This is a genomic window from Rothia sp. 27098_8_27, from assembly GCF_041432805.1.
Taxonomy (GTDB): domain Bacteria; phylum Actinomycetota; class Actinomycetes; order Actinomycetales; family Micrococcaceae; genus Rothia; species Rothia mucilaginosa.
Genome location: NZ_JAPWAJ010000001.1, coordinates 479,117 through 502,316, shown reverse-complemented (window position 1 = coordinate 502,316; position 23,200 = coordinate 479,117). Strand labels below are relative to the sequence as shown.

Sequence of the window (23,200 nt, the reverse complement as noted above, 5' to 3'; positions counted from 1 at the left end):
TGCGCGCAGGCTCGGTAGAGTCTGCGGCTGCAGAGCAAAAAAAGTACCGCCCGGTCATGTACTGACCGGGCGGTACTTTTCTATTCACTATGTTGCGCTGAAACGTGCAATCCCTGAAACGTGCAATCTACGCGCGGTGAGCGCTACTTGCAGAGGTAGCCTTGCGTGCCTTCTGCGCATTGTGCGTCTTCTGTGCTTTCTGAGCCTTGCGCTGTGCCCTGTGCTCGAGAACCTTCGGGTGCGTCGCGCGCTGCACGATTTTCGTGTCGCGCATGTGGAAGGTGCGGGTCGCGGTGTACTGGACCGCCTCGTCCGAGGTGAACGCCAACATTGCGAACACCGCAACGCCCAGCTGGAAGAAAATCGTGGACAGCGGCAGGGAGTGGTGCCCCCACAGCACGCCGCCGGTAATCGCCATGAAGTTTAGCGCCGTCAGTAGCAGGGCCAGACGGCGAGCCTTGGAGGAGCCGCGCAGCGTGCTCCACAGCAGGAAGAGGTGGGCCGCAGAATAGACGGCTACGAAGCCCACCAACACCGCGCTGGTGATGGTCAGCAGCACGTCGCTATCCACCTGATCGAATAGGCTCAGCAAATCAAGATCGTCGCCGGATCCTTCCTCCAGCAGCTTGGCTCGCAGAGCCGGGCGGCTGAGCGCCAGAATGACGCTGTTGATAATGTCTGCGAGGGTCACGGCGATGAGCATACCCGAACCGACCAGCAGACTCAGCGGCATGCGGTAGGCCAGGTCGTGGGCGCTGGAGAGGTGAATTTCTTCCTGCTCCTGTGGCTCCAGTCCCTCATTGTTCAGCACGATGACCGGGAGCGCGCCGTCTGTGCGGATCGCGTCGCCGCCGCCGTTGCGGGCGTGATAGCCGGAGGAGAAATCGTGCAGAATCTCAACGTGAGTTTCCGGGTGGGCGTACTGAATGGACTCCACAATGTAGTCGCGTTCAAAGTCGGTTTCAGCATCGATGCGGTGCGTGACCTGCAGGGTGAAGAAGCTGAAACCCACACCGGAGTCGTAGGTGCCCGCCGCTAACCAATCCACCTGGTGACCACCAGGCAGAAGCCAGCCGTTCGGGGTTTTCCAGAAGCGCACGTGGTGGCGTTTCTCGGGGTTGCCGTCCACTTCCTTCTGGTAGGCGAAAGCCTGCGTCTTACCAAAAATTTTTAGCGGGGAGACCGGCGCCTCCGCGTAGGAACGGCGGGTGATGGTGGAGATAATAATCTTCCACGAGGAGACGAGGGTGACGTCGTCAGCGCGGGTCCAGCCGGCGTCCTGCATGACCTGGTGAATCTGCTCCTCGGTTCCAATCAGACCGATATTGACCGGGTCACCGAGCAGACCGTCCGGGGTGCGGGTGCGCCCAATAAAGTAGTCGGGCACATAGATGCGGGTCATGATGGCGTGAAAACGCGGTAGCGTCAGGTACGCGGTGACCGCCCAGAAAATGAAGGCAATGGGGAAACCCCAAAAAGAGTGGCCGACCGTATTCGCCAGAATCATGAAGGTCAGTACGAGTGCCGCGATGCCGGCGAAGATGAAGAAGAGAGTGTCCCAGAAATCGACCCACAAGCTGCGCGGGACGAGGTCTTGCGCCGTGCCGCGCGCGTCAATATCACCACGGTAGACCGGTGGCGAGGTAACTGGGGGAGCAACATCGCTACGGATAGGCCGCAGGACGCGTTTTTGGTGGGACATTCCCGCCCTTTCTGCAACATAGTTAGAGTCTTTGAATATCCATAACTATAGCAAGGGGCAGGTTGTGTGAAGTACGCATTCCGGGCAGGGCTTAATCGCTTGGCTCGATAGCCCCGCCGCAGAAAAACGCGGTACCAACGCGGAGTGCTGGCGTTGCCGCGCGAAAGAAATAAAGGGTGACCCTACTCGGGGAGGGGCTTAGCCTCCACAGCGGCGCGTGCGGCGGCAATGGAGCTTTCGTGGTGCAGCATATCGCGGCTTTCACGCATGAGGCGCACCCACTTGCGGGTCAGCTCCTCAAGCTGCTGAGCGGTCAACGAACCGGAGGCGATGCTCGCCTCATCGGCGGCGGCGCTGGTGGAAATATGCTGAAGCCAGAGTTCATACACTTCGTTGGTGTAGCTGGCACGCAGCGCCTGGGCGTGTTCACGTGCCTGGCTGATGTACTCGTTCAGGCTCGTGTGATAGTGCTGAAGCTGATCGGGGGAAATGTTGGCTTGTGCTCCTGGCGGCGTGCTCGGGGTTGAGCTCTGCCTCGCCTGAGGCTCTTGCGGTAATCCGGAAGATGAAGAGTGTGAATTCATAGTAATTATGGGTGCGCCTACTTTGGCGCGGGTCAGAGTCAGGACGCATCGCTGCGTCTGACGGGTGGTTTACTGTCGTGCGGTTGGTCGGGGTATGTCGTTACTCGTACCGGTGATTTGTCTGTTGCTGAAGTTGAATAGAAGGTTGTTCCTGATGGTAAAACCCTCGCATCAACAATCATACATAAAGTGACAGTCAATCTCATAAGGTTGATTATGCTCTTTGCACATTGATGAATATAAAAAAGGGGTTGGAAATCCCACAGAATCCCCACAGATTAGCAGGCTAAACCCACATCGTTGGGGAAGGGAGCCAGGGAAGCTCTTCGAATCAGATGCAGGTACTTGCGGGCCCCACAGAGATAAAACACAAAGTCAGCACCGTATAAGTCCGCAGCCGGGGCCTCACACCCGGCGAGCTACAACGAGCCGCAGGCACAGAAAACGGGGCGGTACTGAAAACCAGTACCGCCCCGTTACCAACACCAAAGTGGCGTCATAAAATCAAGCGATAAAACGCTAAGACGCGATTACTCAGCTGCTTCTTCCACAACGAGTACAACATCGCGAACCTCCAGCTCGCCCTCAGCTGCCACCAGGGACAGCTCACGAGCGTTACCGGCAGCCTTCAGGTCAGCCAAGCCAGCGGCAATGCGATCCAGCTGAGCCTGAGGAGCCGCAATAGTAGCGGACTCAACCTCGGTGCGCTGCTTGACCTTCGCGTCGCTCTTAGCCTTACGCAGACCACCCAGAGCCTCAGCAACATCCGGCAGGATCTGCTTGAGCGACTCAATCTGAGCCGGGTCAGCGTCCGCCAGGACCCACTGAGCAGAAATGCCAGCAGTCGGGTTCTGTGCGGAGTACTCAGCCAGCAGGGTGCCCTCCAGGATGGGCAGTGCCTGCGGCCACTCGGCGCGGTGTACGCTACCTGCACGCCACCAGGACCAAATCTCTTCGGTCACGAACGGCAGGAAGGGAGCGAACAGACGCAGCAGAGCATCCAGGGTGGTTGCCAGTGCGGCAAGAACAGAAGCCTGCTCCTCTTCGCCGCGAGCACCGTACGCACGGTCCTTAATCAGCTCAACGAAGTCGTCGGTGAAGGACCAGAAGAAGCTCTCGCAAATCTGCAGGGCACGAGCGTACTCGTACTTCTCAAACGCTGCGGTTGCCTCTTCAATCAGGTACGCCAGGCGAGCCAGCAGGGAGCGGTCCAGGGCGTTGATGAGCACGCGGCCCTGAGCCTGAGAAGTAATGACAGACTTCTCGGTAGCGCCCAGGTTCAGCACGAACTTGGATGCGTTCAGCAGCTTGATCGCCAGGCGGCGACCAATCTTCATCTGGCCTTCGTCGTAGGCGGTGTCAGCACCCAGGCGAGCGGAAGCAGCCCAGTAGCGCACAGCGTCCGAACCGTACTTCTCCAGAACCTCGTTCGGGACCACAACGTTGCCCTTGGACTTGGACATCTTCTTGCGGTCCGGGTCGAGAATCCAGCCGGAGAGCGCGGTGTTGTACCACGGCACGGAGGACGCCAGGGTCTCCGCGCGAACAGCGGTGGAGAACAGCCAGGTACGGATAATGTCGTGACCCTGCGGGCGCAGATCCATGGGGAAGGTCTTCGCGTGCAGGTCCGGGTTCACACCCCAGCCGGTCGCAATCTGCGGGGTCAGGGAGGAGGTAGCCCAGGTGTCCAGAACGTCCGGGTCAGCGATGAAGCCGCCCGCTACGCCGCGCTGATCCTCGGTGTAACCGGGAGCAGCCTGAGATGCGGGGTCAACCGGCAGCATCTCTTCGGTGGGCAGAATCGGGTTCTCGTAGTCCGGCTCGCCCTCAGCGTCCAGCGGGTACCAGACGGGGAAGGGAACGCCGAAGAAGCGCTGGCGAGAAATCAGCCAGTCGCCATTCAGACCCTCAACCCAGTTCTCGTAGCGGCTACGCATGAAGGAGGGGTACCAGTTCATCTCACGGCCGCGCTCGATGAGCTTCTCGCGGCGTGCAGCGTCACGGCCACCGTTGCGGATGTACCACTGGCGGGAAGCAACGATTTCGAGGGGCTTGTCGCCCTTCTCGTAGAACTTCACGGGGTGGGTAATCGGCTTGGGGTCGCCGTCCATTTCGCCAGCCTCAACCAGCATTTCCACGACGGTCTTCTGCGCGGTGAAGACGGTGGTGCCTGCCATACGCTCGTAGCGCTCGCGACCCTCGGCGGAGGTGATCCACTCGGGGGTTTCGCGGGAGAAGCGGCCGTCGCGACCGATGAGGGCGCGGGTGTCCAGCTGCAGTTCACGCCACCAAGTGACGTCGGTGGTGTCACCGAAGGTACAGATCATGGCGATACCGGCACCCTTGTCGGGCTGTGCCAGCGGGTGCGCCTTAATCTCGACCTCAACACCGAACAGCGGGGAGGTGACGGTGGTGCCGAACAGCGGCTTGTAACGCTCGTCGTCCGGGTGCGCCACGAGAGCCACGCAGGAGGGCAGCAGCTCGGGGCGGGTGGTCTCAATCCAGACCTTCTCGCCGTTGGGACGGTGGAAGCTGATGCGGTGGTACGCGCCGGGGCGTTCCTTGTCTTCCAGCTCAGCCTGTGCCACTGCGGTGCGGAAGGTGACGTCCCACATGGTCGGTGCTTCAGCCATGTAGGCGTTGCCTGCTTCCAGGTCCTTCAGGAAGGCGAGCTGGGAGACCTTGCGGGAGTGTGCGTCGATGGTGCGGTAGGTGCGCGACCAGTCAACGGACAGACCCAGGGTGGTGAAGAGGTTTTCGAAGACCTTCTCGTCTTCAACCGCGAGCTCTTCACAGAGTTCAATGAAGTTGTTACGGGAGATACGCGGCCACTTTGCCTGGCTGCGGTCGGGCTTGGGGGTGCCGTCTGCCTTCCAAGTGATCAGGTCACGGAAGGAGTCGTTGTCTGCCACGGAGGGGTCGCAGAGAACGCCGTAGTAGTTCTGAACGCGGCGTTCGGTGGGCAGGCCGTTGTCATCCCAGCCGAGGGGGTAGAACACGTTCTTGCCGGTCATGCGCTGGTAGCGTGCAATGACGTCGGTCTGGGTGTAGGAGAACATGTGACCCACGTGCAGGGAGCCGGATGCGGTCGGCGGCGGGGTGTCAATGGAGTAGACCTGTTCGCGAGTGGTGTTCTCGTCGAATGCGTAGGTCTTCTCGTCGGCCCAGCGCTGCGAGAGCTTCTCTTCGAGGCCTTCGAGGGCGGGGCGGTCGGGAACGTTAATCTGTACGGGCGAGTCTGAGCCCAAAATGTTTTCAGCCATAACGGCTATTTTCTCATATTCACGGCATTCTCTCAGCTCCAGGGGAATTCTGCGCTGTGCTTGCCTGTTCGTACCGCTCGATGGCGGCTTCTAGACGCGCCAGGAGGGGCTTGTATCGGCGCGCAAATTGTGCCCTGCGTACTGCGGCGCGTACCCCGGTAGAGGCGGTGAGCTCTTGCCAGCTGGCGGGGTCGAGGTAGCTCTGCCCCAGCAGCAGGTGCACCTCGGAACTGTAGGGGGTTCCGGCGGTGGCACGGATAGTGCGCGCCCGCTGCTGGAGCGCTTGGCGCTGCTCTTTAAGAGAGGTGATGCGCTGGTGCGGTATTGCTGTCATGTGGAGGTTCCCTATATGAGGAGTAATTGGCGGTTCAGCGGCAAACTCGGTGGAAACGGTAATGGGGGAGAGGTACCCCTAATATACTGCCCTCGATTACCTGCAGTGTAGGCGCGAAAATCTGCAGTATCAATACCCACGAATCCTTCTCAGCAAAGCGGGCGCGGCGTAGACTGATAGATACACGACCTTTGAGGAGTTGCCAATGAGTTCTCTGAGTATTTTTGGTTTGGGTACGCCTGAAACCGTTCTGCTGATACTGCACCTGACGCTGGTGGCGTTGTGCCTCTGGCATTTGACGGTGCGTAGCGGCTACGGCGAGGCGCGCATGCGGTTCGTGCTACCCCTGCTTGTGTTCATGCCCGGCGCCGCGGCTCTTTACCTGTTGTCGGCGCGTGAGGGTGCGGTCCCTCCGGACACGATCAAGACTGGTAGTAGCTCGCCCGTGTATTTTGAGCACCGTCTCGGTTTCCGTGACGGCGGTAGGAGCCGTTGGGGTCTGCCTCGCCGCCGCAAGTAGTAGCCTGACAGAGCGCCGCGCAGTTGTGGTACCGCCATCTATCTCACTATCGAAAATTTCAAAATATATGCCCGCGAGTCTGCTCGAACAGAGCACCCGCGGGCATCACTCTACTAGGATTAAAGTATGACTGAGAACACCCACATTCCTGCATCTCCTTTCTTGCCTCATACCGGCGACGGCAAAGTTGCCGTGGTGACCGGCGCATCCAGCGGTATTGGTCGAGCCACCGTACAGCAGCTAGTAGCAAGTGGCTGGACCGTCTATGCTCTGGCTCGTCGCACCGACCGTCTTTACACCCTTTATGCGGAGACCGGCGCTCACCCGGTGACCTGCGACGTGACCGACGAGCATTCCGTGCGCTTTGTCGCCGAGCAGATTCTGGAGGAGCAGGGCACCATTGACGCCCTGGTCAATATTGCCGGTGGTGCTATTGGCGTGGATAAGGTTGCCGACGGCAAGCCTACCGATTATTTGAAGATGTACCAGATGAATGTGCTCGGTATTCTGCACATGGTGCGTGCCTTCGCGGAGGCGTTACGCCTGAACGGTCACGGCACGATCCTGAACCTGACCTCCACTGCAGCCGAGCACGGTTACGAGGGTGGCGCCGGATACAATGCGGCGAAGTTCGGCGCTCGCGGCCTGACCGAGGCGCTCCGCCTGGAAGAAGCGGAACATAACGTTCGCGTGATTGAGATTTGCCCGGGCATGGTGCACACCGAGGAGTTCTCCCTAAATCGTCTGGGTTCCAAGGAAGCCGCCGAGCGCGTCTACGCGGGTGTTGAGAAGCCGCTGACCGCCGAGGATGTGGCGCAGACCGTGACCTTTGCACTGAACGTTCCGCACCACGTGAACCTTGACCGTATTACGATTCGCCCGGTGGCCCAGCCGAGCCAGTTCAAGGTGATTCGCAAGGAGAGCTGAGCTCGCGGCGCACCGTGACGCTTGAACCTCAGTGAGGCCTTGACTTTGGTAGCCCCGCCCGCATCCCTATCTGGATGCGGGTGGGGTGTTTCTCTGTGTTCTCGGCGTGTAGAGAAGACATGCATGAAGGTGCCCGTGGGGTATTGAGAGGCAGGGGAGGAGTGTGAAGGGAAGCTTGAGGGAACTATAAAGTGGTACGTGAGACTTTAAGGTTCACTTAGATGAAAATGGTGAGCCTAAATCACCTATGGAACACCCTATATTTTCTTCAAATGCAATCAAAAGATAGGGTTATATGCCTTCGTGTGTCAGTAGATGGGCGTAAAATTCCCGGATTGGTCTGCATTAAGCCTCAACTTAAGGGGTGGTTTTATAACGATTTCGTTACAGTTGGGCAAAGATGGCGGTAAGCATGCTAAACGTCCAGGGGCAAATGCTAGCCTTTTAGCAGTCACACCCATGTATGGGCCTACTGCACCTTCAAAGACGGGGGCGCACCACGGTAGGTTCAACACCGATAATCAGAGATCGAGGAAAAATGTCGAAGACTACCCGTCGCGTTTACAAGATCGCAGCAGCGGCAGCCTTTACTGCCGGTTCCGTGGCAGCAATCCCGGCAACTTTCGCGGCAGAAGCACCCGCTGACCAGCAGCAGGTTGTCGATCAGAAGGCAACTACGCAGACTTCTTCCCTGCCCGGTGGCAATGCAACCGAGGCCCCCAAGGCTGAGGCAACCCAGGCACCTAAGGCTGAGGCCCCTAAGGCTGAGGCCCCTAAGGCTGAGGCCCCTAAGGCTGAGGCAACCGAAGCTCCCAAGGCTGAGGCTCCTAAGGCTGAGGCTCCCAAGGCTGAGGCTCCCAAGGCTGAGGCAACCCAGGCGCCTAAGGCTGAAACCCCTGCCCCCACTGCTCCTGCAACCGAAGCTCCCAAGGCAGAGACCCCCAAGGCCGAGGCAACCGAAGCTCCCAAGGCTGAGACCCCCAAGGCAGACGCAACCGAGACCCCCAAGGCAGAAACTCCTGCCCCCACTGCTCCGGCAACCCCCGAGCCCACCACTCCGGCAACCCCTGAGCCGACCACCCCCTCCACCCCGGCTCCCGAGGCAAAGCAGGCTGATCCCTCCGTCGTTATTGAGAATGCTCACTTCCCCGGTGACGCGCAGTTCAACACCGTGAACGTTGTTGGCACCGGCTTCTACGGTGAGAAGGTTGGCCCCGGCGTTCAGGTCAGCATCTACGCACTGGATGCAAACAAGCAGGTCACCGGCGATGCTATCGCTACCGTCTCTGTGTCTGCAGATCAGATTCAGGACGGCTCCTTCAAGACCGCCTTCACTGTTGAGGCAAGCAAGCTGCCCGCAGGCGCATCCTACGCTCTGGTTGCTGTCAGCAACCCGCAGGGTCAGCCCGATCAGAAGCTCGTGGCTCTCTCCTCCTTCAAGGTCACCGATTCCGCTTCTCCCGAAGCTCCGAAGACCGAAGAGACCCCCGCCCCTGAAGCTCCCAAGACTGAGACCCCCAAGGCTGACGAGACTCCCGCTCCCGTAACCCCGGCACCGGAGACCCCCAAGACCGAAGAGACCCCGGCACCCGAGGCTCCCAAGACTGAGGTTCCCAAGGAAGAAACTCCTGCTCCGGAAGCACCCAAGGCTGAAACCCCGGCACCCGAGCAGACCGAGACCCCCGCTCCTGAGGCTCCCGCAGCACCCGAGAATGCAACCCTCACCACCGAGGATGCATCCCTGAATCCGAACGACCAGTACAACGTTCTGACCTTCAACGGCTCCGGCTTCACCCACGAGTCCGTCGCTAACGGTGTGCAGATTGCTATCTTCCGCCTGGATGCAAACGGCAACATCACCGGTGATGCTCTGGCAACCCACGATGTGCCCGCTTCTGAAATCGTGAACGGCACCTTCCGCGTCAAAGTCAGCGTTCTTGCTGAACTGCTGCAGCCCGGTTACGCCTACGCAATGGTGGCAACCAGCGACCCCAACGGCCCGGTACACCAGGTGGCAGTCACCACCGCTACCGTGAGCGATGCGAACAACCCCGCACCGACCCTGCCGGCAGCTACCGAGGACGAGAACACCACCGTTCGCGATAACGGCGACGGCACCACCAGCGTCTTCACCGCTGAGATGCGCGAAGATGGTTCGGTTGTCGTAACCGAGACCCGCATGCCTTCTTCTCAGGCACCCAAGGCTAAGGTTGGTAACGCATCCGCTGCTACCTCCTCTAGCTCCAAGGGCCACACTGTAGGTGTCTCCGGCACCAAGGGTTCGACTTCGACCTCTTCTTCGGCTTCCTCGAAGCCGCAGCTGGCTAACACCGGTGCTGAGGGCGTTGCAGGTATCGCAGGCGTTGGCGCCGCAGCTCTGATTGCTGGTGCCGCACTGATGCTCCTGCGCCGCCGCAGCCTCTAATAGCTCAGCCTCTATAGGCTAGGCTCTGAATATCTGATACTCGCCGCAAGGTGAGTGATTCAAGTGCCGCCAATACTCTGAAAGGGTATTGGCGGCACTTTTGCGTGCCAGCAGTTTTTGTTGAGCTGTTCTTTGGATCCGGGAGGGGGCTGTGCGGTAATGCGTGTGCTGCAGGCTGGGGGGAGGGGTGCAGACTGACGTAACGGAATGATTTTGTCGACTTATTTTGTGTGTGGTTATTGGTATGCACGCTTTTAATCAATGTGCGGGAAAAGGCGCTGTGACCTGCATTTTTTCACTTAAAAGAAATAAATTAAATGCATGAATGTGCAGAATATTTTTATCTCAAATCCATTAAAACTGCATATGCATGCAATAAAACCTTGAGCCTCAAGGGAGAGTTGAAAAATTTCGCCTAGTCCATGCATTTTGAGTGCTCTTGGTGATGTTATGGAGAGTAAAAAATATGCTGTGTGGGTTATTGCACAGGAAAATAGTCGGGACGTAAAGCGTCTTTACAGCAATAACAAGAAAAGTATTGTTAGTGTGGAATTACCGATAAATAGAGCGATTCCCTTCGCGGTAACTTCCACCATTACATGAACGTTATGGCTAGTCCGTACGTTATAGCGTTCATTCCCGAAGAGGCACCCGTCCAGCTTCGATCCGTGGCACCCTCCGGAGGGTATCGTTCACACTCACAGAAAAGGTGTGTTCCATGCCCGAACCCGCTCACTCAAAAACCCGTGCAACAGCCGCTATTGCTGCATCCGTCCTGTCCGTTACCGGTGTTGGTGCTGCGCATGCAGATGTGCAGGTGCAGAATACTGGCGGAATTGCTTCATCGACTGCGGTAGAACCCGACAATCCCCCCTCCGCAGCAAACGCGACCCCCATCGAAAACGTTGCCACCCAAACCTCCCCGCAGGTGTATGTGGAGCAGGGCGTCGTCATTAACCCGGCACGTTCCCAGAGCATCACCGTCACCGGTGAAGGCTTCACCGGCGGTGCCGTTGAACGTTACGGTGTGGCAGTGTACGTGAGCGAATACCGCCAGTACCCCCTCTACGCACTGGGCCGCGGCTCCGCAGTGACGATGACCCTCGTGCCCGAACTCGATGTGGACGGTGGCCGTTTCAGCACCCAGTTGACCCTGCCCGCAGGTACCCTCGACCCCAACCAGCAGTACGTTGTCGCAACTGCCGTGGTTGACCCTGCCAAGGGCTACGCGACGGAGGATCCCTCCTACAACTCCTCTGCACCGCTGGAGCTGCTGCCCGCAAATACTCAGGATGAGCCGCTGAATGCTCAGATTCTCTCGGGCCAGATGGAAATTCCACAGGAGAAGAACCTGGTGGTTTACAAGGTTACCGGCCTGGGTGAAGCGCAGGCATTTGAAGTGATGACCTACGTCTACGCCTTGGATAGCCAAGGTAACCGCATTCTGCTCGCTGCCTCTCCCGCGCGCGCCGACGTTATGAACGGCACCCTCCTGGATGGCATTGAAGTGCCCGGATCCAGGCTGGAAGAAGTGCAGGCTGTTCACGAAGACCTGCGCTATGTGCTGAGCGTTGAGGTTGCGCCCTCTGCCGCTAATGGTTACACCGCCCAGGAAGTTGAGGTTCCCTTCATGAATGGTTGGAATGCACAGAATGGCTCCGCTCCGGTTGCTACCGCTGAGCGTGCAATGGCGGAGCAGGCACAGTTCGAGAAGAAGCAGCCAGCAGAGGAAGCGCAGCCCGCGCAGAACGCCCAGGTTGATTCTGAGCAGGTAGTTGCTGTGAGCCCCGTCGAGAAGTTCGACCACGTATTGCCCGAGGATGACCCGCGCCGCCACTACAGCCTGCCGCGCAATACCGTCTTTGACCGCGTCCACGACACCACTGAAGAACAGAACAACACCTCTAACCCCGTGATGACCGCCCGCCTGCACGTAGAAGAGACCGTAGTTCCTGAAAACGACTCAGCTAAGACCCTGACCCTGCGTGGCGAGGGCTTCACCGGTGTCGGCACAGTGCACCTGATGGTTAGTGCTGTCGACGAATACGGTGTGGCAACCGGCGGCGTGATTGCTTCGGCTGATGTCTCTGAGATTGATGCCTCCGGTGCTTTCACTGCCCAGGTGCAAATTCCTGGCTCGGCACTCAAGCCCGGCACCACCTACCGTGTGAGTGCTGTGGCGGAGGATGAGCAGGGTACTGTGCGCATGGTCAATGGCGGCTTTACTGTCGAGCGCGATAGCGTGGATAGCCAGCCCCCAGCCCCTGAGCAGGATGCGCCCACTGTCGAGGCTCCCGTAGCCGACACTTCCGCAGCCGAGACTCCCGCGGTCGAGACTCCCGCGGTCGATGCTTCGGCGCCTACTGAGCCTGTGGCTGATCAGGCTTCCGCTACCGAGCAGAAGGCGGGGGAGAGCGGTGCTGAGCAGAAGAAGGACGCTCCGGCTGGTGTTCAGGGTGCTCCCGCGCAGAATGTCACTGCACAGAACGCCTCTGCACAGAAGGTCGAAGCACAAGCATCTGGCTCCCAGAAGGTTGCCTCTGGCGCCCAGCAGAAGCGCGAGCAGTTGGCGGCTACTGGCGCCTCCAATATGCTGGTCATTAGTGCCGCTGGATCGCTGTCACTGCTTGCCGGTATGCGTTTGAGTCGCCGTCGCCGTAGTGAGATGCGGCTCAGTTCTCGCCACTAAAACGGGGTAATTATTGCCCCACTAGGCAAAATATTCATATAGATGTATGGATGTCCGATATGCAAGATTCGGGCATCCCTACATCTTTAACTTTTTCTAAGGTTATACCTATAATTTAGAGTGCTGTTATAGACGGTACTATCACTCTTTATCACCTCGTTCACCCGGGGTGAGGAGTCGCTGTGAAGCGCCTCCGGTCACCGATATGAGAGAACCGTTATTCTGCGCCTACTTCCGACCTTTGGGCGCAGGAGTCACACGACGATTCATCACACTCACTCACGAAAATAGGTGACCATGTTTTCCACGCAGCGAACTGCTCGCGGCGCGGCGCTAGTAGCGTCTGCCGCCCTCGGTTTGGGCGGCTCCGTCGCGCCTGCAACTCTGGCCCCCGCAACCTTTGCATCTGCCGCTCACGCGCAGACTCAGCAACCCCCGAAGCCTGAACTTCCCATCGCTGTCGCCACCGACGTAGTCAGCCACGATACCACCCTGGATCTGGTAGCTCAGAGCAAGGACTACACCCTGCTCTCGTTGACCGGCGTAACCTCTTTGGAGAATCTGAAGGTTCGCCTGATCGCTATTTCCGTTGATGACGGTCCCGTGGCGGCAATGACCGTGCCCGCCTCCCAGATGACTGCCTCTCTGAACGATGAGGGCGCCCTGGAAGTTAGCATTCACCAGCGCCTGAACATTGAGCAGCCGTACATGGTTGAGGTGCTGAACCTGCGCACCAATGACACCGTCTCGGTTGAGTTCATGCCCGAACAGGGTGCGACCGTTGACGAGATTCTGGCGAGCCGCCAGAACATTTTCTTCCCTGACACCCCTGGCGTTCCCCGTGCTAACCGCGTGGAGGCGAATCCTGCCCCCGAGGTGTCCCTGAACCCCAGTGCATCCCCGAGCGCCGCGAAGGATAGCCCGCGCCCGACGGTCGCCCCGGTACCTTCTGAGGCGCCGTCTGCATCGCAGAAAGTTTCGGCTCGTCCTTCTGTGAGTGCATCTGCTAGCGCCTCGGTGAGTGCGTCTGCCAGTGCTTCTGCTTCGGTGAGTTCTTCTACCGATGATGCGGCGCCCACTGAGGTGACCGAGGATCGTCTGCTGGTGCACTCCCGCTCCGATCGGGCTCCCGCGGAGACCCGTGAGGCGACCCTGGAAATTTCTACCGCAGAGCTGCGCGGATCGGATGAGCTGCAGCCGATTAGCGTGCGCGCTAGGAACGTTGCGGAGAGTGGCCTGGGGTATGATGTGATGGTCTTTGAGATGCCTGCTGACGGCGGTGCCGTGGGTTCGCCGCTGGCGACCACGCATGTGAGCCCTCAGCAGGTGACTGATGCTTCTTTCTCTGCTGATTTGAAGGTTCCCGGTACCTCTTTGAATGCGGGTAAGCGCTACCGTGTGGTTGTGGTGGGTGGTAACTCCACTGAGGAGCTGCAGCTCATGGCGACCAGTGCTTTTGGTGTGAGCGTGATTCAGCGTGCGGTTCCTGTTGATCCGGCTCCGAAGCCTACGAATACTGTTGTTCACCCGCAGATCCCGATGATTTCTGATGCGAATCAGCGTGTGAGCCCTTCGGCCCCTTCGGGGCGCGTGAGCGCTGTGGATTCTTCAGGTGCCTCTGCGGATGCTCAAGATTTGGTGACTGATTCTGTTGCTAAGATTCCCTCGGTGGATAGCGCTCTGGGCTATATTGTGCAGGCGCAGCAGTCGGCGCGTGCGATTACCGCGCAGGCTCGTAGTTCTGTGGCTGAGACTGCGGTGGTTCCTTCGACGATGGTGATGTCTGGTTATGCGGTGATGTTGCCGGGGCGTACCGTGGTGAACCTGTTGGGTTACCAGTCTACTGAGGGGGAGACGGTGACTGTTGCTTCGCCTCAGGAGAATGTGGGTGCTGCAGGTTCGGGTAGTTTCTATACGCGTAGCTCGAAGTCGCGCGGTGATTCTGCCGGTTCGAAGCTGGAGGCGAGCGCTCAGGATAATGGCCCGCTGCCGGAGGGTACCTTGCCGCTGAGTATTGCTCTGCTGGGTTCGGTTGCTTTTGTGGGTACTGCTGTTGCGGTTAATGTGTATCGTCGCCGCCTTGAGGGTGCTGAGGAGCTGGGTGCTGAGTAGTTCAGCTATTTGTTGCTTAGCGCTGTGAGGCGTGGCTCTCTGTAGGGGAGTTTGTTGAGTGGGAGGCGCTCTGTCGGGTGCGTGCCGTGTGGGTGCGTGTTTGGCGGGGCGCCTTCTGTGCGCCCGGATGTTTGACTCTATTGCGCGGTGGTCTGGTGCGCTTTGGGGTGGTGTAAAAATCTCTTTTTGGTGCACTCTGGGGAATATATTTTGACATTCGAATTTTGCGTTATATATATCTCAGTAAAGTAATTAATTCCCTTTTGTTTCGGCAATTATCGCGACATAAAGTTTTAGCACGTGAATGCAATGCAACATTAAGTGCAATATCCGTGTTAGGCTAGGGTGTAACCGACGTACTGGTGCGCAAATACTTGGATAGAAACACCGGCTTGTGGTGAGCCTTCCCTAGTCCACGCTTTGCGCCTACATCGATCGAAATGGCGCACATGACTATCACTCGACTTCCGAAACGCATTCATGCTCTTTCGCTTGCAGCCGCTTTAGGTGCAAGCGCTTTTGTGCTTCCTGGTGCCTCCGCAGTAGAGGCTGAAGCAATTAACGTGAATGATTGCCTGGCGGCTCTGGTTAATAGCGAATTTAATTCGAGCTGCCCCTACGAAGACCTCGAAATTGAGGTCGACACCATTGAGATTCAGATTCAGTCCATCAAGGACGGTCAGGCAACCATTAAGCTCGTGCCCCTCTATGAGGGCGGCTACGTGGGCGATGCCTCTAGGGTGTACCTGGTAATGCAGTACTACGACGCCACTGGCACGTTGCTTGGGTCTGACACTTACGAGCCCTCCGCAATGCAGGTTGAGCGTGCGGACGACGGCTCGATGCTCGTCACCTTTGAGATGCCGCAGATGCCTCAGGAGGGCTACTACTCCATTAGTGCCATGGATCTGACGACCTCTGACGAGGGCTATGGCGAATTCATGATTTCTGAGGGTTCCCTCGTTCCGCACGTTATCCCGATTGAGGATGACTCTGACGAGGTTATGGTGGATAAGAAGGAAAACGCCCACCGTGTTCCGACCATTGACGAGCTGAAGACGATGGAAAAGCTCCGTGAAGAGGAGCAGAAGAACCAGCAGGCTGCAGATCAGAAGGGTAGCAAGGATAAGGTTAAGACTGAGGTGCCTTCCGAGTCTGCTGAAAACCTGAACCTCGAAACCCACACGCAGAAGCTGGAGCAGATTCCCGGTGGATCGACCTCTTCTCGCGATACTCAGACCCTGAGTGCTACGGAACTGAAGGTCGCGTATGCTGAGGTTCGCTCTGATAAGGAAACCAAGCCGGTGACTATCAGTGCAGAGCGTCTGCCCGCGAATGCGGCTGGCTACGACCTGATCGTGGTTGAAACCGACATGAGTGGCAACCATAAGGGTGATGCGCTGTCCATTACACGCATCAGCTCTGATCGCATCGTGAATGGCGCGTTCAAGGAAGAGGTTGGCATGCCCGGCTCTCTGCTGAAGACCGGCTCGGTGTACACCGCCTACCTGGTGCGCGCCGATGATACTGAGTACGCGGAAGAAGTTGTCTCGGTGCGATTCAAGGTCAGTGGCGAGGCGACCGGCAACTCAACCTCCTTGACGAAGGATGAGTCGCCCCGCCAGGATGCAAGCGCATCGCTCACGCCCAGCACCAATGCGGCCGAGGCGACCGGCACCACTCAGGGTAGCCCCTCGGCTGCTACTAGTGCCGTCTCGACTCGTTCTGATGATACCCAGTCGGGCTCGGGTCAGTCTGCCGCGAGCGCACCCCGCTCCACTCTGGATGCGGTGAGCGCCATGTCCAAGGCAAAGGAAGCGAAGGCTGAGCGTCAGCGTCAGGCTCTGCAGGCTTTGGCTCAGGCACGTACGATAGCTCCGCGTTCGGCTTTTGAACCGACCCGCACCAATCAGATTTCGGCGTACAGTTCGGGTTCTGACCCGGCATCTATCGCTGCTGCCGCGAACTCGGCTGCTTTGACGGATGAAGAAAAGGCGGCGTCGGCAGCTTCTGGTAATGGCAATAAGGGTTTCACCCCCGTGGTTCATTCGGAATCTAATAATCGTTCCGCTACGGTGAACTCGAATACCACCCAGGTGCACTCCAACGCGAATGCTGATCGTCAGGATGGCGTGAAGGCTGTAGCTTCGGCGGCGTCTCCCGCTAGTGAAGAGGTTGCGCAGCACGGTGTAGCTTTCTGGGCTCTTGGAGGCGCCGGTTTGGCGCTGGTGGTTGGTGCCGCATGGATGGCTCACCGCAGGGGAGTCCTCGGCGGCTAACGCCCCTAATCCGTGCTTTTTGACGGCATCGCATAGTATGTTCGTTGTTTCATGAGGAATGCTCGCCCCCGCTATCTGTTGGCGCAGATTGCGGGGGCGAGTCGTGCGTTCAGGGTGTTCAAAAAAACTCTACCCTCGCGTGAATAAACCTTAAGGTTCGTGATAGGGTTGAAATAACCGATAAATAGATGCGAGCTATTGTCAGGTCTTCTTCACCTGAAATATGAAGCGGAGTATGGTACGACAAATCCGGGTGTATGGCGCTCCCGAAAGGCTCCCTGAGGCGCATGAAGAATGGGCAGTAGCACGCACAATTCCATCATGAAAAGACGCATTGCATGAGTATTTATTCAGCGAAGCACCGTATTGTCACCGCAACTGTTTTGGTTGCGGGGCTTCAGTGCGGGCTTGTTGTACCCTCTGTCGCAACGGAAGCACCCGTCACGACCCACTCTGCCGTGCAAAAAACCGCGACCTTGAACGCGAACCGGGCTGAAGACAATCAGGAGACGCAGGGCGCCGCCTCCACCATCACCATGAAGGCGCAGCTCAAGGATGGCGGCTACCTTCTACGTTGGACGGGCTTCCCTGAAGATCTGGAGGCCTCCAGCGTTCTGGTTGACGTGAACTTCTACACCCCTTCCGGTGAGTACGGTGGCTCCGTTCTGGAAAGCCCGACCCTGACTGAGGGGACCAAGGAGGGGGAGTTTCGCCTCCGGATGAGCCCGGCGACGGACTCTAACGTCGTGTACGTGATCGTTCTGGAGGATACCGCGCACGGTGTATCCTACGAATTTTTTGTGACTGAGCGGGGGAACCGCCTGGTTGAGGCTGCTGACCCGCGCAACGGCAAAGCAAAGCCCACCGAACCGCCGGTCGACATTGAGCGTGAAGAGGTAGAAACCGCCGAGGCGACTGCTCAGCCGACCCCCGAAGCGGTGAACCTGCCTTCGCCTACCGCTACATCACCCACCGCTGAGAATGGTGACGCGGTTCGCCGTACCGTAGACAACCCGCAGAATAAGGATTCTGGCCAGTATGTTGTCTCCGAAGACACCAGCGTGTACGACCCGATGAACCAGCGGGATGGCAAGGCGCACATGTCTATTCAGGATTCGCAGGGTGACTCTCAGGATGATACGAAGCCTGTCACGGTCCGTGCCACGAACTTCCCCCAGAATGACAAGGGCTACGACCTGATCGTCATGGAAGTCGACTCCAATGGCAACACCGTGGGTGACGCGCTCGCCATTGTGCACGTTAGTCCGGAATCTATTTCTGCGGGTGCGTTCGAGGCTGTGATTGGTGTGCCCGGTGCGTCCCTACAGATCGGTAAGACGTACCTGGTGGCGGCTTTTGAAGCTGCCGGTGACGGTAACCTTCAGCTCAATACGGTGCGTTTTACGGTGACTCAGGCATCCTCTGAGAGTGGGGGAGTATCGTCCGGTTCTTCGTCTATGAACGAGGAGAAGCCGGTTGCTGTACCTTCCGCGTCTGCCTCTGAGGCTGCGGACGCATCCGGCGCGAATGCACCCGCTGCGGGTTCTAAGTCTAAGACCCGCGGTATTCAGGCTGATACCGCCATGGCTCCGGGTACTAATGACGCCACGATTTCTGTTCCGCGCGCTGCCGGTAGCTCTGCCACCGCGTCTTCCTCGGCGCTGGGGTACCGCACCGGGGAGGCGCAGCCTGTTGAGGTGGTGACCCCCGAGTCTAATTTGCCCTCGGGTACCGATTCGGCGGCTCAGTCTCGCCGTGCCGCGATTCTGAATGGTTCTTCCTCTCAGGTTCGTACTGATCCCGGATCGCCGAATGGTGTGAAGGCAACGGAGGCGCAGATTACCCGCAACATGGATAAGAGCTCGCCGCTTCTGCCGATTTTGGTGACCCTGGGCGGCGGTCTGATTCTGGGTGCTTTGGGTGTGTCACGTATGCACGCTTCGAAGAAGGATTAGTCGCCTAGGGGTTGGGGTAGTGGCGGCCCCTGTTGCCTGTTGAGGTGTGTTGGTGCGGGGTGGGTATATTGCCCTGTCGGTGTGCTGTGAGATGTTTTGTCATAAAACGGCTCATTTGGTGTATATCTTGAGAAATGTACACACTGTCGATATAGTAAGCCTGTCCTAACAATGTCGATAGTATGGATGCACACCAATGAAGATTTTCACATCTGGCACCCGCCTCTCCAAGGGAGCCTGCGCCCTCGCCGTTGCTGGCGCTGTTGCCCTGCCCCTGGCACCCGTTCTCGCCGAGAACATTAATATCGCTGCCCAGAACGTTGCCGCACAGAACGTCGCTGCAGGCGACCAGGCAACTGCAGGCGCGTCCTTCGGTTGGGGCGTGCGCGCCTCCTTCCTGTCCTACAACGGTATGCCCCGCGAAATGACCGACGGCGCATCCTGGGACGCAACCGCAAAGCAGTTCACCTTCACCCCGACCTCCACCACGGTCTCTGAAGATGGCAAGCAGGTCACCCTGCAGGCTGCCGGCCGCCTCTGGTTCACCGGCCACTGCGCCGAAGGTCAGGACCCCGAAACCGGTTGCGCCCTGAACCTCACCTTCTCCAACCCCCGCGTGGAACTGAACCTCGCTGACGGCACCGGTTCCCTCTACATGACCGTGCGCACCAAGAACTACGCCTCCGGCAAGTTCGAGGGCCCCATGGAAGTCAAGATGGCGACCCTGAGCACCGGCACCGCTAAGCAGAGCGAGAAGGATGGCGTGGTCAGCATCAGCGGCATCTCCGCGAACCTGACCGCCGACGGTAACCACGCCTTCTCCGACTTCTACAACGAAGGCGCCAGCCTCGACCCGCTGAGCATCTCCTACAACGGTAGCGCAGCCAACACCCCCAAGAGCGCCTACAGCGTCGCCGAGTCCTACAACACCGGCGCGGGCGTGAGCCTGCCCCAGAACACCGCACGTCTGGGTCAGAACCACATCGTGCACGTGGCACCCCCGAGCTTCGGTGGCAACACCACCTACACCGTGCTGACCAGCTCCAACCTGAAGATGACCGACACCGGCGTTCTGAAGGCAATCAAGGGCGTTTTCGCGGTGGATGCTGACGGCAACCGCATGCTCGTCATCGGCAGCGAGACCAACAAGCCCGAGCTGTACACCGTGACCGCTGAGGGTAAGCTCGTCTCCTCCGGTACCTACTCCGACGCAGAGCTCGGCGCCAACACCGTCAAGGCAATCGGCTACAACCCCGCCAACAACACCTGGGGCATCGTCAGCATTGACGGCCAGGGCGGCGGTAAGCTGACCATCATTGACGCATCCGGCAAGGCAACCTCGCAGGCTCTGCCGAAGCCCGACTCTATCGACCCGCAGGTTGTGAACGCCTACTCGCTCGACGAGTACTACGGTGACTCGTTCTCCAACAACACCGTGACCCTCGCACCGCTACCCGACGGCAGCTTCGTGTACGCGCCGTCGACTTCCATCTACGATGCGGCCGGCGAAAAGGTGGTTCAGAAGGGTCACCTGCTGCACATGAGCAGCAACGGCGTGTCCCTGGTGCCGAACTCTTCACCCGCAGGCTATGACACCGCCCTGCCCTCGACCCTGGTCAGCCCCAAGGGCTACATTTACCGTTGGAACAACTGGTACGGCGGTAAGGTGCAGATCCTCAAGTACGAGAACGGCACTTTCAGCGTGGTCCGCGAGTCCGCAACTCTTGAGGGCTTCGAGAAGACCGAGGTTGCCACCATGTTCCTGACCCGCGCGGGTAACGTGGTTGTGGTGGACGCATCCGGTTCCCGCCTGGTGTTCATGGATGAGACCCTGAACAAGGTGAACGAGGTGGTTCTCTCCTCGATGCGCAAGACCGACAAGAGCGGCGGCTACAACGCTCTCGAACTGCCCAACGGCGATATTATCTACCCGACCAGCTTCGAGAACCCGAACACCTACGAGGATCAGCTGTGGCTGAACCGCCTGGCAGCAAACTCGGCACCGACCCCGGCTCCCGAGCCCACTAAGTCTGCTGAGCCTACCGTGGCACCGACTGCTGAGCCGACTGTCGCGCCTTCTGCTGAGCCTACCGTGACTGCGGAGCCGACTGTTGCTCCGACCGAGGCACCGACCGCAGAGCCCACTAAGTCTGCTGAGCCGACCGTCGCGCCCACCGAGGCACCCTCTGCTGAGCCTACCGTCGCGCCCACCGCTGAGCCGACTGTGGAGCCTTCTGCTACTGCAGAACCCACTAAGACCGCAGAACCCACTAAGACCGCAGAACCCACCGTAGCGCCTTCGGCAACGGCTGAGCCCACTGCAACCGCAGAACCGACTGCTGAGCCCACCAAGACTGCAGAACCCACCGCAGTTCCTTCGGAGGAGCCCACCTCGCCGTCTCTGCCGACCGCGTCCGTGGCGCCTTCTGCTGCCCCGAGTGCTTCTGCAACTCCGAGCGCATCGGTGAGCGCATCCCCGACCGCGGTTCCGAGCGTTCCCGCCGTGACCCCCTCGGCGAGCGAGTCCGCATCCGCTAGCGCGTCTGCTTCTGCGAGCGCATCGAGCTCCGCAAGCAGCTCCAGCAGCGCATCGGCGACTGCATCGGCTAGCGCCTCGGCTTCTTCGAATGCGTCCGCGAGTGCGTCCGCAAGCGAGTCTGCATCCGCGAGCGCTTCTGCTTCTGAGAGCAACACCGCTGACCAGAACGCAGCCGGCCACAAGGGCGGCTCCAACGGCGGTTCTGATGCTGGCTCTGGTGCCTCCGACAACTTGGGTGTGAGCGGCTCCAATGGCGGCTCCTCTAACGGTGGTTCTTCCGCAGGTGGTTCCTCGACCTCCGGTAGCTCCTCCTCGAAGCTGGCGCAGACCGGCGCATCCGGCGCTATGTTCGCTGCCGCAGCTGGTGCTATCACCCTGGCTGCAGGTGCCGCACTGGTTGTGGCTCGCCGCCGCAAGAGCTAAGATTTAGCCTTCGTGCAACACCCCGCTTCGCCACTCGTGTTCATGAGTGGGGAAGCGGGGTGTTCCTTTCATACAATGGAAATATGACTATTCTGAATGTAATCGCAACCTCGCACGGCACCGACTCGGTCGCCGGTCGCGAGGCTATCACGCTGATTCGTGAGCAGATTAAGTTCCTGCTTGCCCAGCGTAACGACGGCGTGGAGTACCGTGTCCACGCCGCATATGTGGATGTGGAATCTCCCAGCGTTGATGATGCCGCAGCCTCTCTGCCCAATGATGAGCCCTGTGTGATCGTGCCGATTCTGCTGTCGACCGGTTTCCACACTCAGGTGGATTTGCGTCGTGCCGCACGCAATAGCGGTATTGAGCGTATTAGTATCGGTGAGTCTCTGGGCCCGGATGCGCGCCTTGCCGCACTGACCCGCGCCCGCCTGGAAGAGGCTGGCTGGACTCCCGGTGACGGCCCTGTTGTGCAGGGTGCTGCGGGCTCTTCTCGTGCTGATGGTCGCGCGGACATGAGCCGTGCCGCTGAGCTACTGGCTGAGGAACTGAACACCCCGGTGCATCACGGCTTCGTTGCCGCGATTGATCCGAAGTTCCACGAGGTCGTTGCCGAACATCAGCCTAAGTTTGCCGCGACCTACCTGCTGGCGGAGGGTTTCTTCTCCGGTAAGATGCGCCGTGATGCTGAGTCGACCGGTGTGCCGGTGAAGGTTGCCGCGCCGCTGGTGAACGTGCAGGGTGGTGCTTCTGCCGCTGTGGTGGCTGAATGCTTTATTGACCGCATGGATGCGGCTATTGCGCAGCTGGATGCCGCCTAGCTGTTCGCCCAATTTAGTTTGGGGCTTCTAAAAGCACATACAAAAAACCTCGGGACGTTATGTTCCCGAGGTTTTTTGTATGTAGCTGAAGTAGCTGAGTGCTTAGGCAGTCTTGAGGTAGACGTCGCCGTCGCGGACCTCTACGGGGTAGACCTTGATGGAGTAGGAGGGGTCAGAGACGCACTCACCGGTGGTCAGGTCGTAGACCTCCTTGTAGAGGGGGGAGGTGATGGTGGGGTTACCGTTCTTCTCACCGACGATGCCGCGTGCGAGGACCAGTGCCTGGCTGTGCGGGTCGAGGTGGTCGCCAGCGTAGATGCCGTGCTTGGTCTTGTAGATGGCGTACTGGTAGCCGTCGACCAGGGCGACTTCGCCCCAGTTTTCTTCGAGGTCAGATTCGGCGCAGATGCGTACCCAGTTCTCAGCCATGGGGGTTTCCTTTCGAAGTGGTGGTCTGCGCCGCGCAGGGTGCAGGACACAATAGCGGTTCGTGTGTTCTTTGTTTGGAGTTTACCTTATGAAACCCACATTTGGAAATGGGGCACGCAGAGGGTGCTAAAGGTTATTTTTACCCTAAAAGACGATTTCAAATTTTATAGATTAGCCTTACCTAAATTAGGTTTA

13 protein-coding genes are annotated in these 23,200 nt (G+C 58.9%); 9 read left to right on the top strand and 4 right to left on the bottom strand.

Annotation, left to right across the window (positions count from 1 at the left end; translation table 11 throughout):
* Window positions 1-127 precede the first annotated feature (127 nt).
* From O3675_RS01835 to valS, 3 genes are all read right to left on the bottom strand, one after another.
* Window positions 128-1,702, bottom strand: a complete 1,575-nt coding sequence (locus tag O3675_RS01835) for an LssY C-terminal domain-containing protein (RefSeq protein ID WP_371570598.1) — start codon at window positions 1,700-1,702, stop codon at window positions 128-130.
* A 182-nt stretch (window positions 1,703-1,884) separates the two neighbouring features.
* Entirely contained in the window at window positions 1,885-2,286 is a 402-nt protein-coding gene (locus O3675_RS01830; protein WP_154099625.1) for a hypothetical protein, read from the bottom strand.
* 530 nt (window positions 2,287-2,816) lie between these two features.
* Complete coding sequence (valS, locus tag O3675_RS01825; RefSeq protein WP_049363081.1) at window positions 2,817-5,549, bottom strand: valine--tRNA ligase; 2,733 nt, start codon at window positions 5,547-5,549, stop codon at window positions 2,817-2,819.
* Window positions 5,550-6,088: 539 nt separating this feature from the next.
* On the opposite strand from valS, the gene O3675_RS01820 reads away from it, so the two are divergent.
* The 9 genes from O3675_RS01820 to O3675_RS01780 all read left to right on the top strand — a co-directional run bounded on the left by O3675_RS01820 (window position 6,089) and on the right by O3675_RS01780 (window position 22,576).
* Window positions 6,089-6,403: a penicillin-binding protein gene (locus O3675_RS01820; protein WP_070676636.1), complete on the top strand. Its 315-nt coding sequence runs from the start codon at window positions 6,089-6,091 to the stop codon at window positions 6,401-6,403.
* A gap of 126 nt (window positions 6,404-6,529) precedes the next feature.
* The gene (locus tag O3675_RS01815) at window positions 6,530-7,330 is read left to right on the top strand and encodes an SDR family oxidoreductase (protein ID WP_005505741.1); all 801 of its coding nucleotides are present in this window, start codon (window positions 6,530-6,532) and stop codon (window positions 7,328-7,330) included.
* A gap of 538 nt (window positions 7,331-7,868) precedes the next feature.
* Window positions 7,869-9,755 carry an LPXTG cell wall anchor domain-containing protein gene (locus O3675_RS01810; RefSeq protein WP_371570595.1) on the top strand — a complete coding sequence of 629 codons (1,887 nt, stop codon included), beginning with the start codon at window positions 7,869-7,871 and terminating at the stop codon, window positions 9,753-9,755.
* A gap of 718 nt (window positions 9,756-10,473) precedes the next feature.
* A complete protein-coding gene (locus O3675_RS01805; RefSeq protein WP_371570593.1) occupies window positions 10,474-12,444 on the top strand; it encodes an adhesin in 1,971 nt (656 codons plus the stop codon).
* A gap of 297 nt (window positions 12,445-12,741) precedes the next feature.
* Entirely contained in the window at window positions 12,742-14,556 is a 1,815-nt protein-coding gene (locus O3675_RS01800; RefSeq protein WP_371570590.1) for a propanediol dehydratase, read from the top strand.
* Between the two features lie 449 nt (window positions 14,557-15,005).
* Window positions 15,006-16,835, top strand: coding sequence for a hypothetical protein (locus tag O3675_RS01795; protein WP_371570588.1), 1,830 nt, complete (start codon window positions 15,006-15,008; stop codon window positions 16,833-16,835).
* A gap of 476 nt (window positions 16,836-17,311) precedes the next feature.
* Window positions 17,312-18,790 (top strand): enoyl-CoA hydratase, encoded by a 1,479-nt coding sequence (locus tag O3675_RS01790; RefSeq protein WP_371570585.1) that lies wholly within the window; start codon window positions 17,312-17,314, stop codon window positions 18,788-18,790.
* Window positions 18,791-18,986: 196 nt separating this feature from the next.
* Window positions 18,987-21,752 carry an HtaA domain-containing protein gene (locus tag O3675_RS01785; protein WP_371570583.1) on the top strand — a complete coding sequence of 922 codons (2,766 nt, stop codon included), beginning with the start codon at window positions 18,987-18,989 and terminating at the stop codon, window positions 21,750-21,752.
* An 83-nt stretch (window positions 21,753-21,835) separates the two neighbouring features.
* The gene (locus O3675_RS01780; protein WP_371570581.1) at window positions 21,836-22,576 is read left to right on the top strand and encodes a sirohydrochlorin chelatase; all 741 of its coding nucleotides are present in this window, start codon (window positions 21,836-21,838) and stop codon (window positions 22,574-22,576) included.
* A gap of 102 nt (window positions 22,577-22,678) precedes the next feature.
* Here O3675_RS01780 and nirD read toward each other — a convergent pair whose 3' ends face one another.
* Window positions 22,679-23,005 carry a nitrite reductase small subunit NirD gene (nirD, locus tag O3675_RS01775; protein ID WP_294641948.1) on the bottom strand — a complete coding sequence of 109 codons (327 nt, stop codon included), beginning with the start codon at window positions 23,003-23,005 and terminating at the stop codon, window positions 22,679-22,681.
* Window positions 23,006-23,200 lie beyond the last annotated feature (195 nt).

Excerpts from the sequence above, each read along its gene's own strand:
- O3675_RS01835 (WP_371570598.1), bottom strand. The coding sequence starts at position 1,702 with ATGTCCCACCAAAAACGCGTCCTGCGGCCTATCCGTAGCGATGTTGCT.
- O3675_RS01830 (WP_154099625.1), bottom strand. The coding sequence starts at position 2,286 with ATGAATTCACACTCTTCATCTTCCGGATTACCGCAAGAGCCTCAGGCG.
- valS (WP_049363081.1), bottom strand. The coding sequence starts at position 5,549 with ATGGCTGAAAACATTTTGGGCTCAGACTCGCCCGTACAGATTAACGTT.
- O3675_RS01820 (WP_070676636.1), top strand. The coding sequence starts at position 6,089 with ATGAGTTCTCTGAGTATTTTTGGTTTGGGTACGCCTGAAACCGTTCTG.
- O3675_RS01815 (WP_005505741.1), top strand. The coding sequence starts at position 6,530 with ATGACTGAGAACACCCACATTCCTGCATCTCCTTTCTTGCCTCATACC.
- O3675_RS01810 (WP_371570595.1), top strand. The coding sequence starts at position 7,869 with ATGTCGAAGACTACCCGTCGCGTTTACAAGATCGCAGCAGCGGCAGCC.
- O3675_RS01805 (WP_371570593.1), top strand. The coding sequence starts at position 10,474 with ATGCCCGAACCCGCTCACTCAAAAACCCGTGCAACAGCCGCTATTGCT.
- O3675_RS01800 (WP_371570590.1), top strand. The coding sequence starts at position 12,742 with ATGTTTTCCACGCAGCGAACTGCTCGCGGCGCGGCGCTAGTAGCGTCT.
- O3675_RS01795 (WP_371570588.1), top strand. The coding sequence starts at position 15,006 with ATGACTATCACTCGACTTCCGAAACGCATTCATGCTCTTTCGCTTGCA.
- O3675_RS01785 (WP_371570583.1), top strand. The coding sequence starts at position 18,987 with ATGAAGATTTTCACATCTGGCACCCGCCTCTCCAAGGGAGCCTGCGCC.
- O3675_RS01780 (WP_371570581.1), top strand. The coding sequence starts at position 21,836 with ATGACTATTCTGAATGTAATCGCAACCTCGCACGGCACCGACTCGGTC.
- nirD (WP_294641948.1), bottom strand. The coding sequence starts at position 23,005 with ATGGCTGAGAACTGGGTACGCATCTGCGCCGAATCTGACCTCGAAGAA.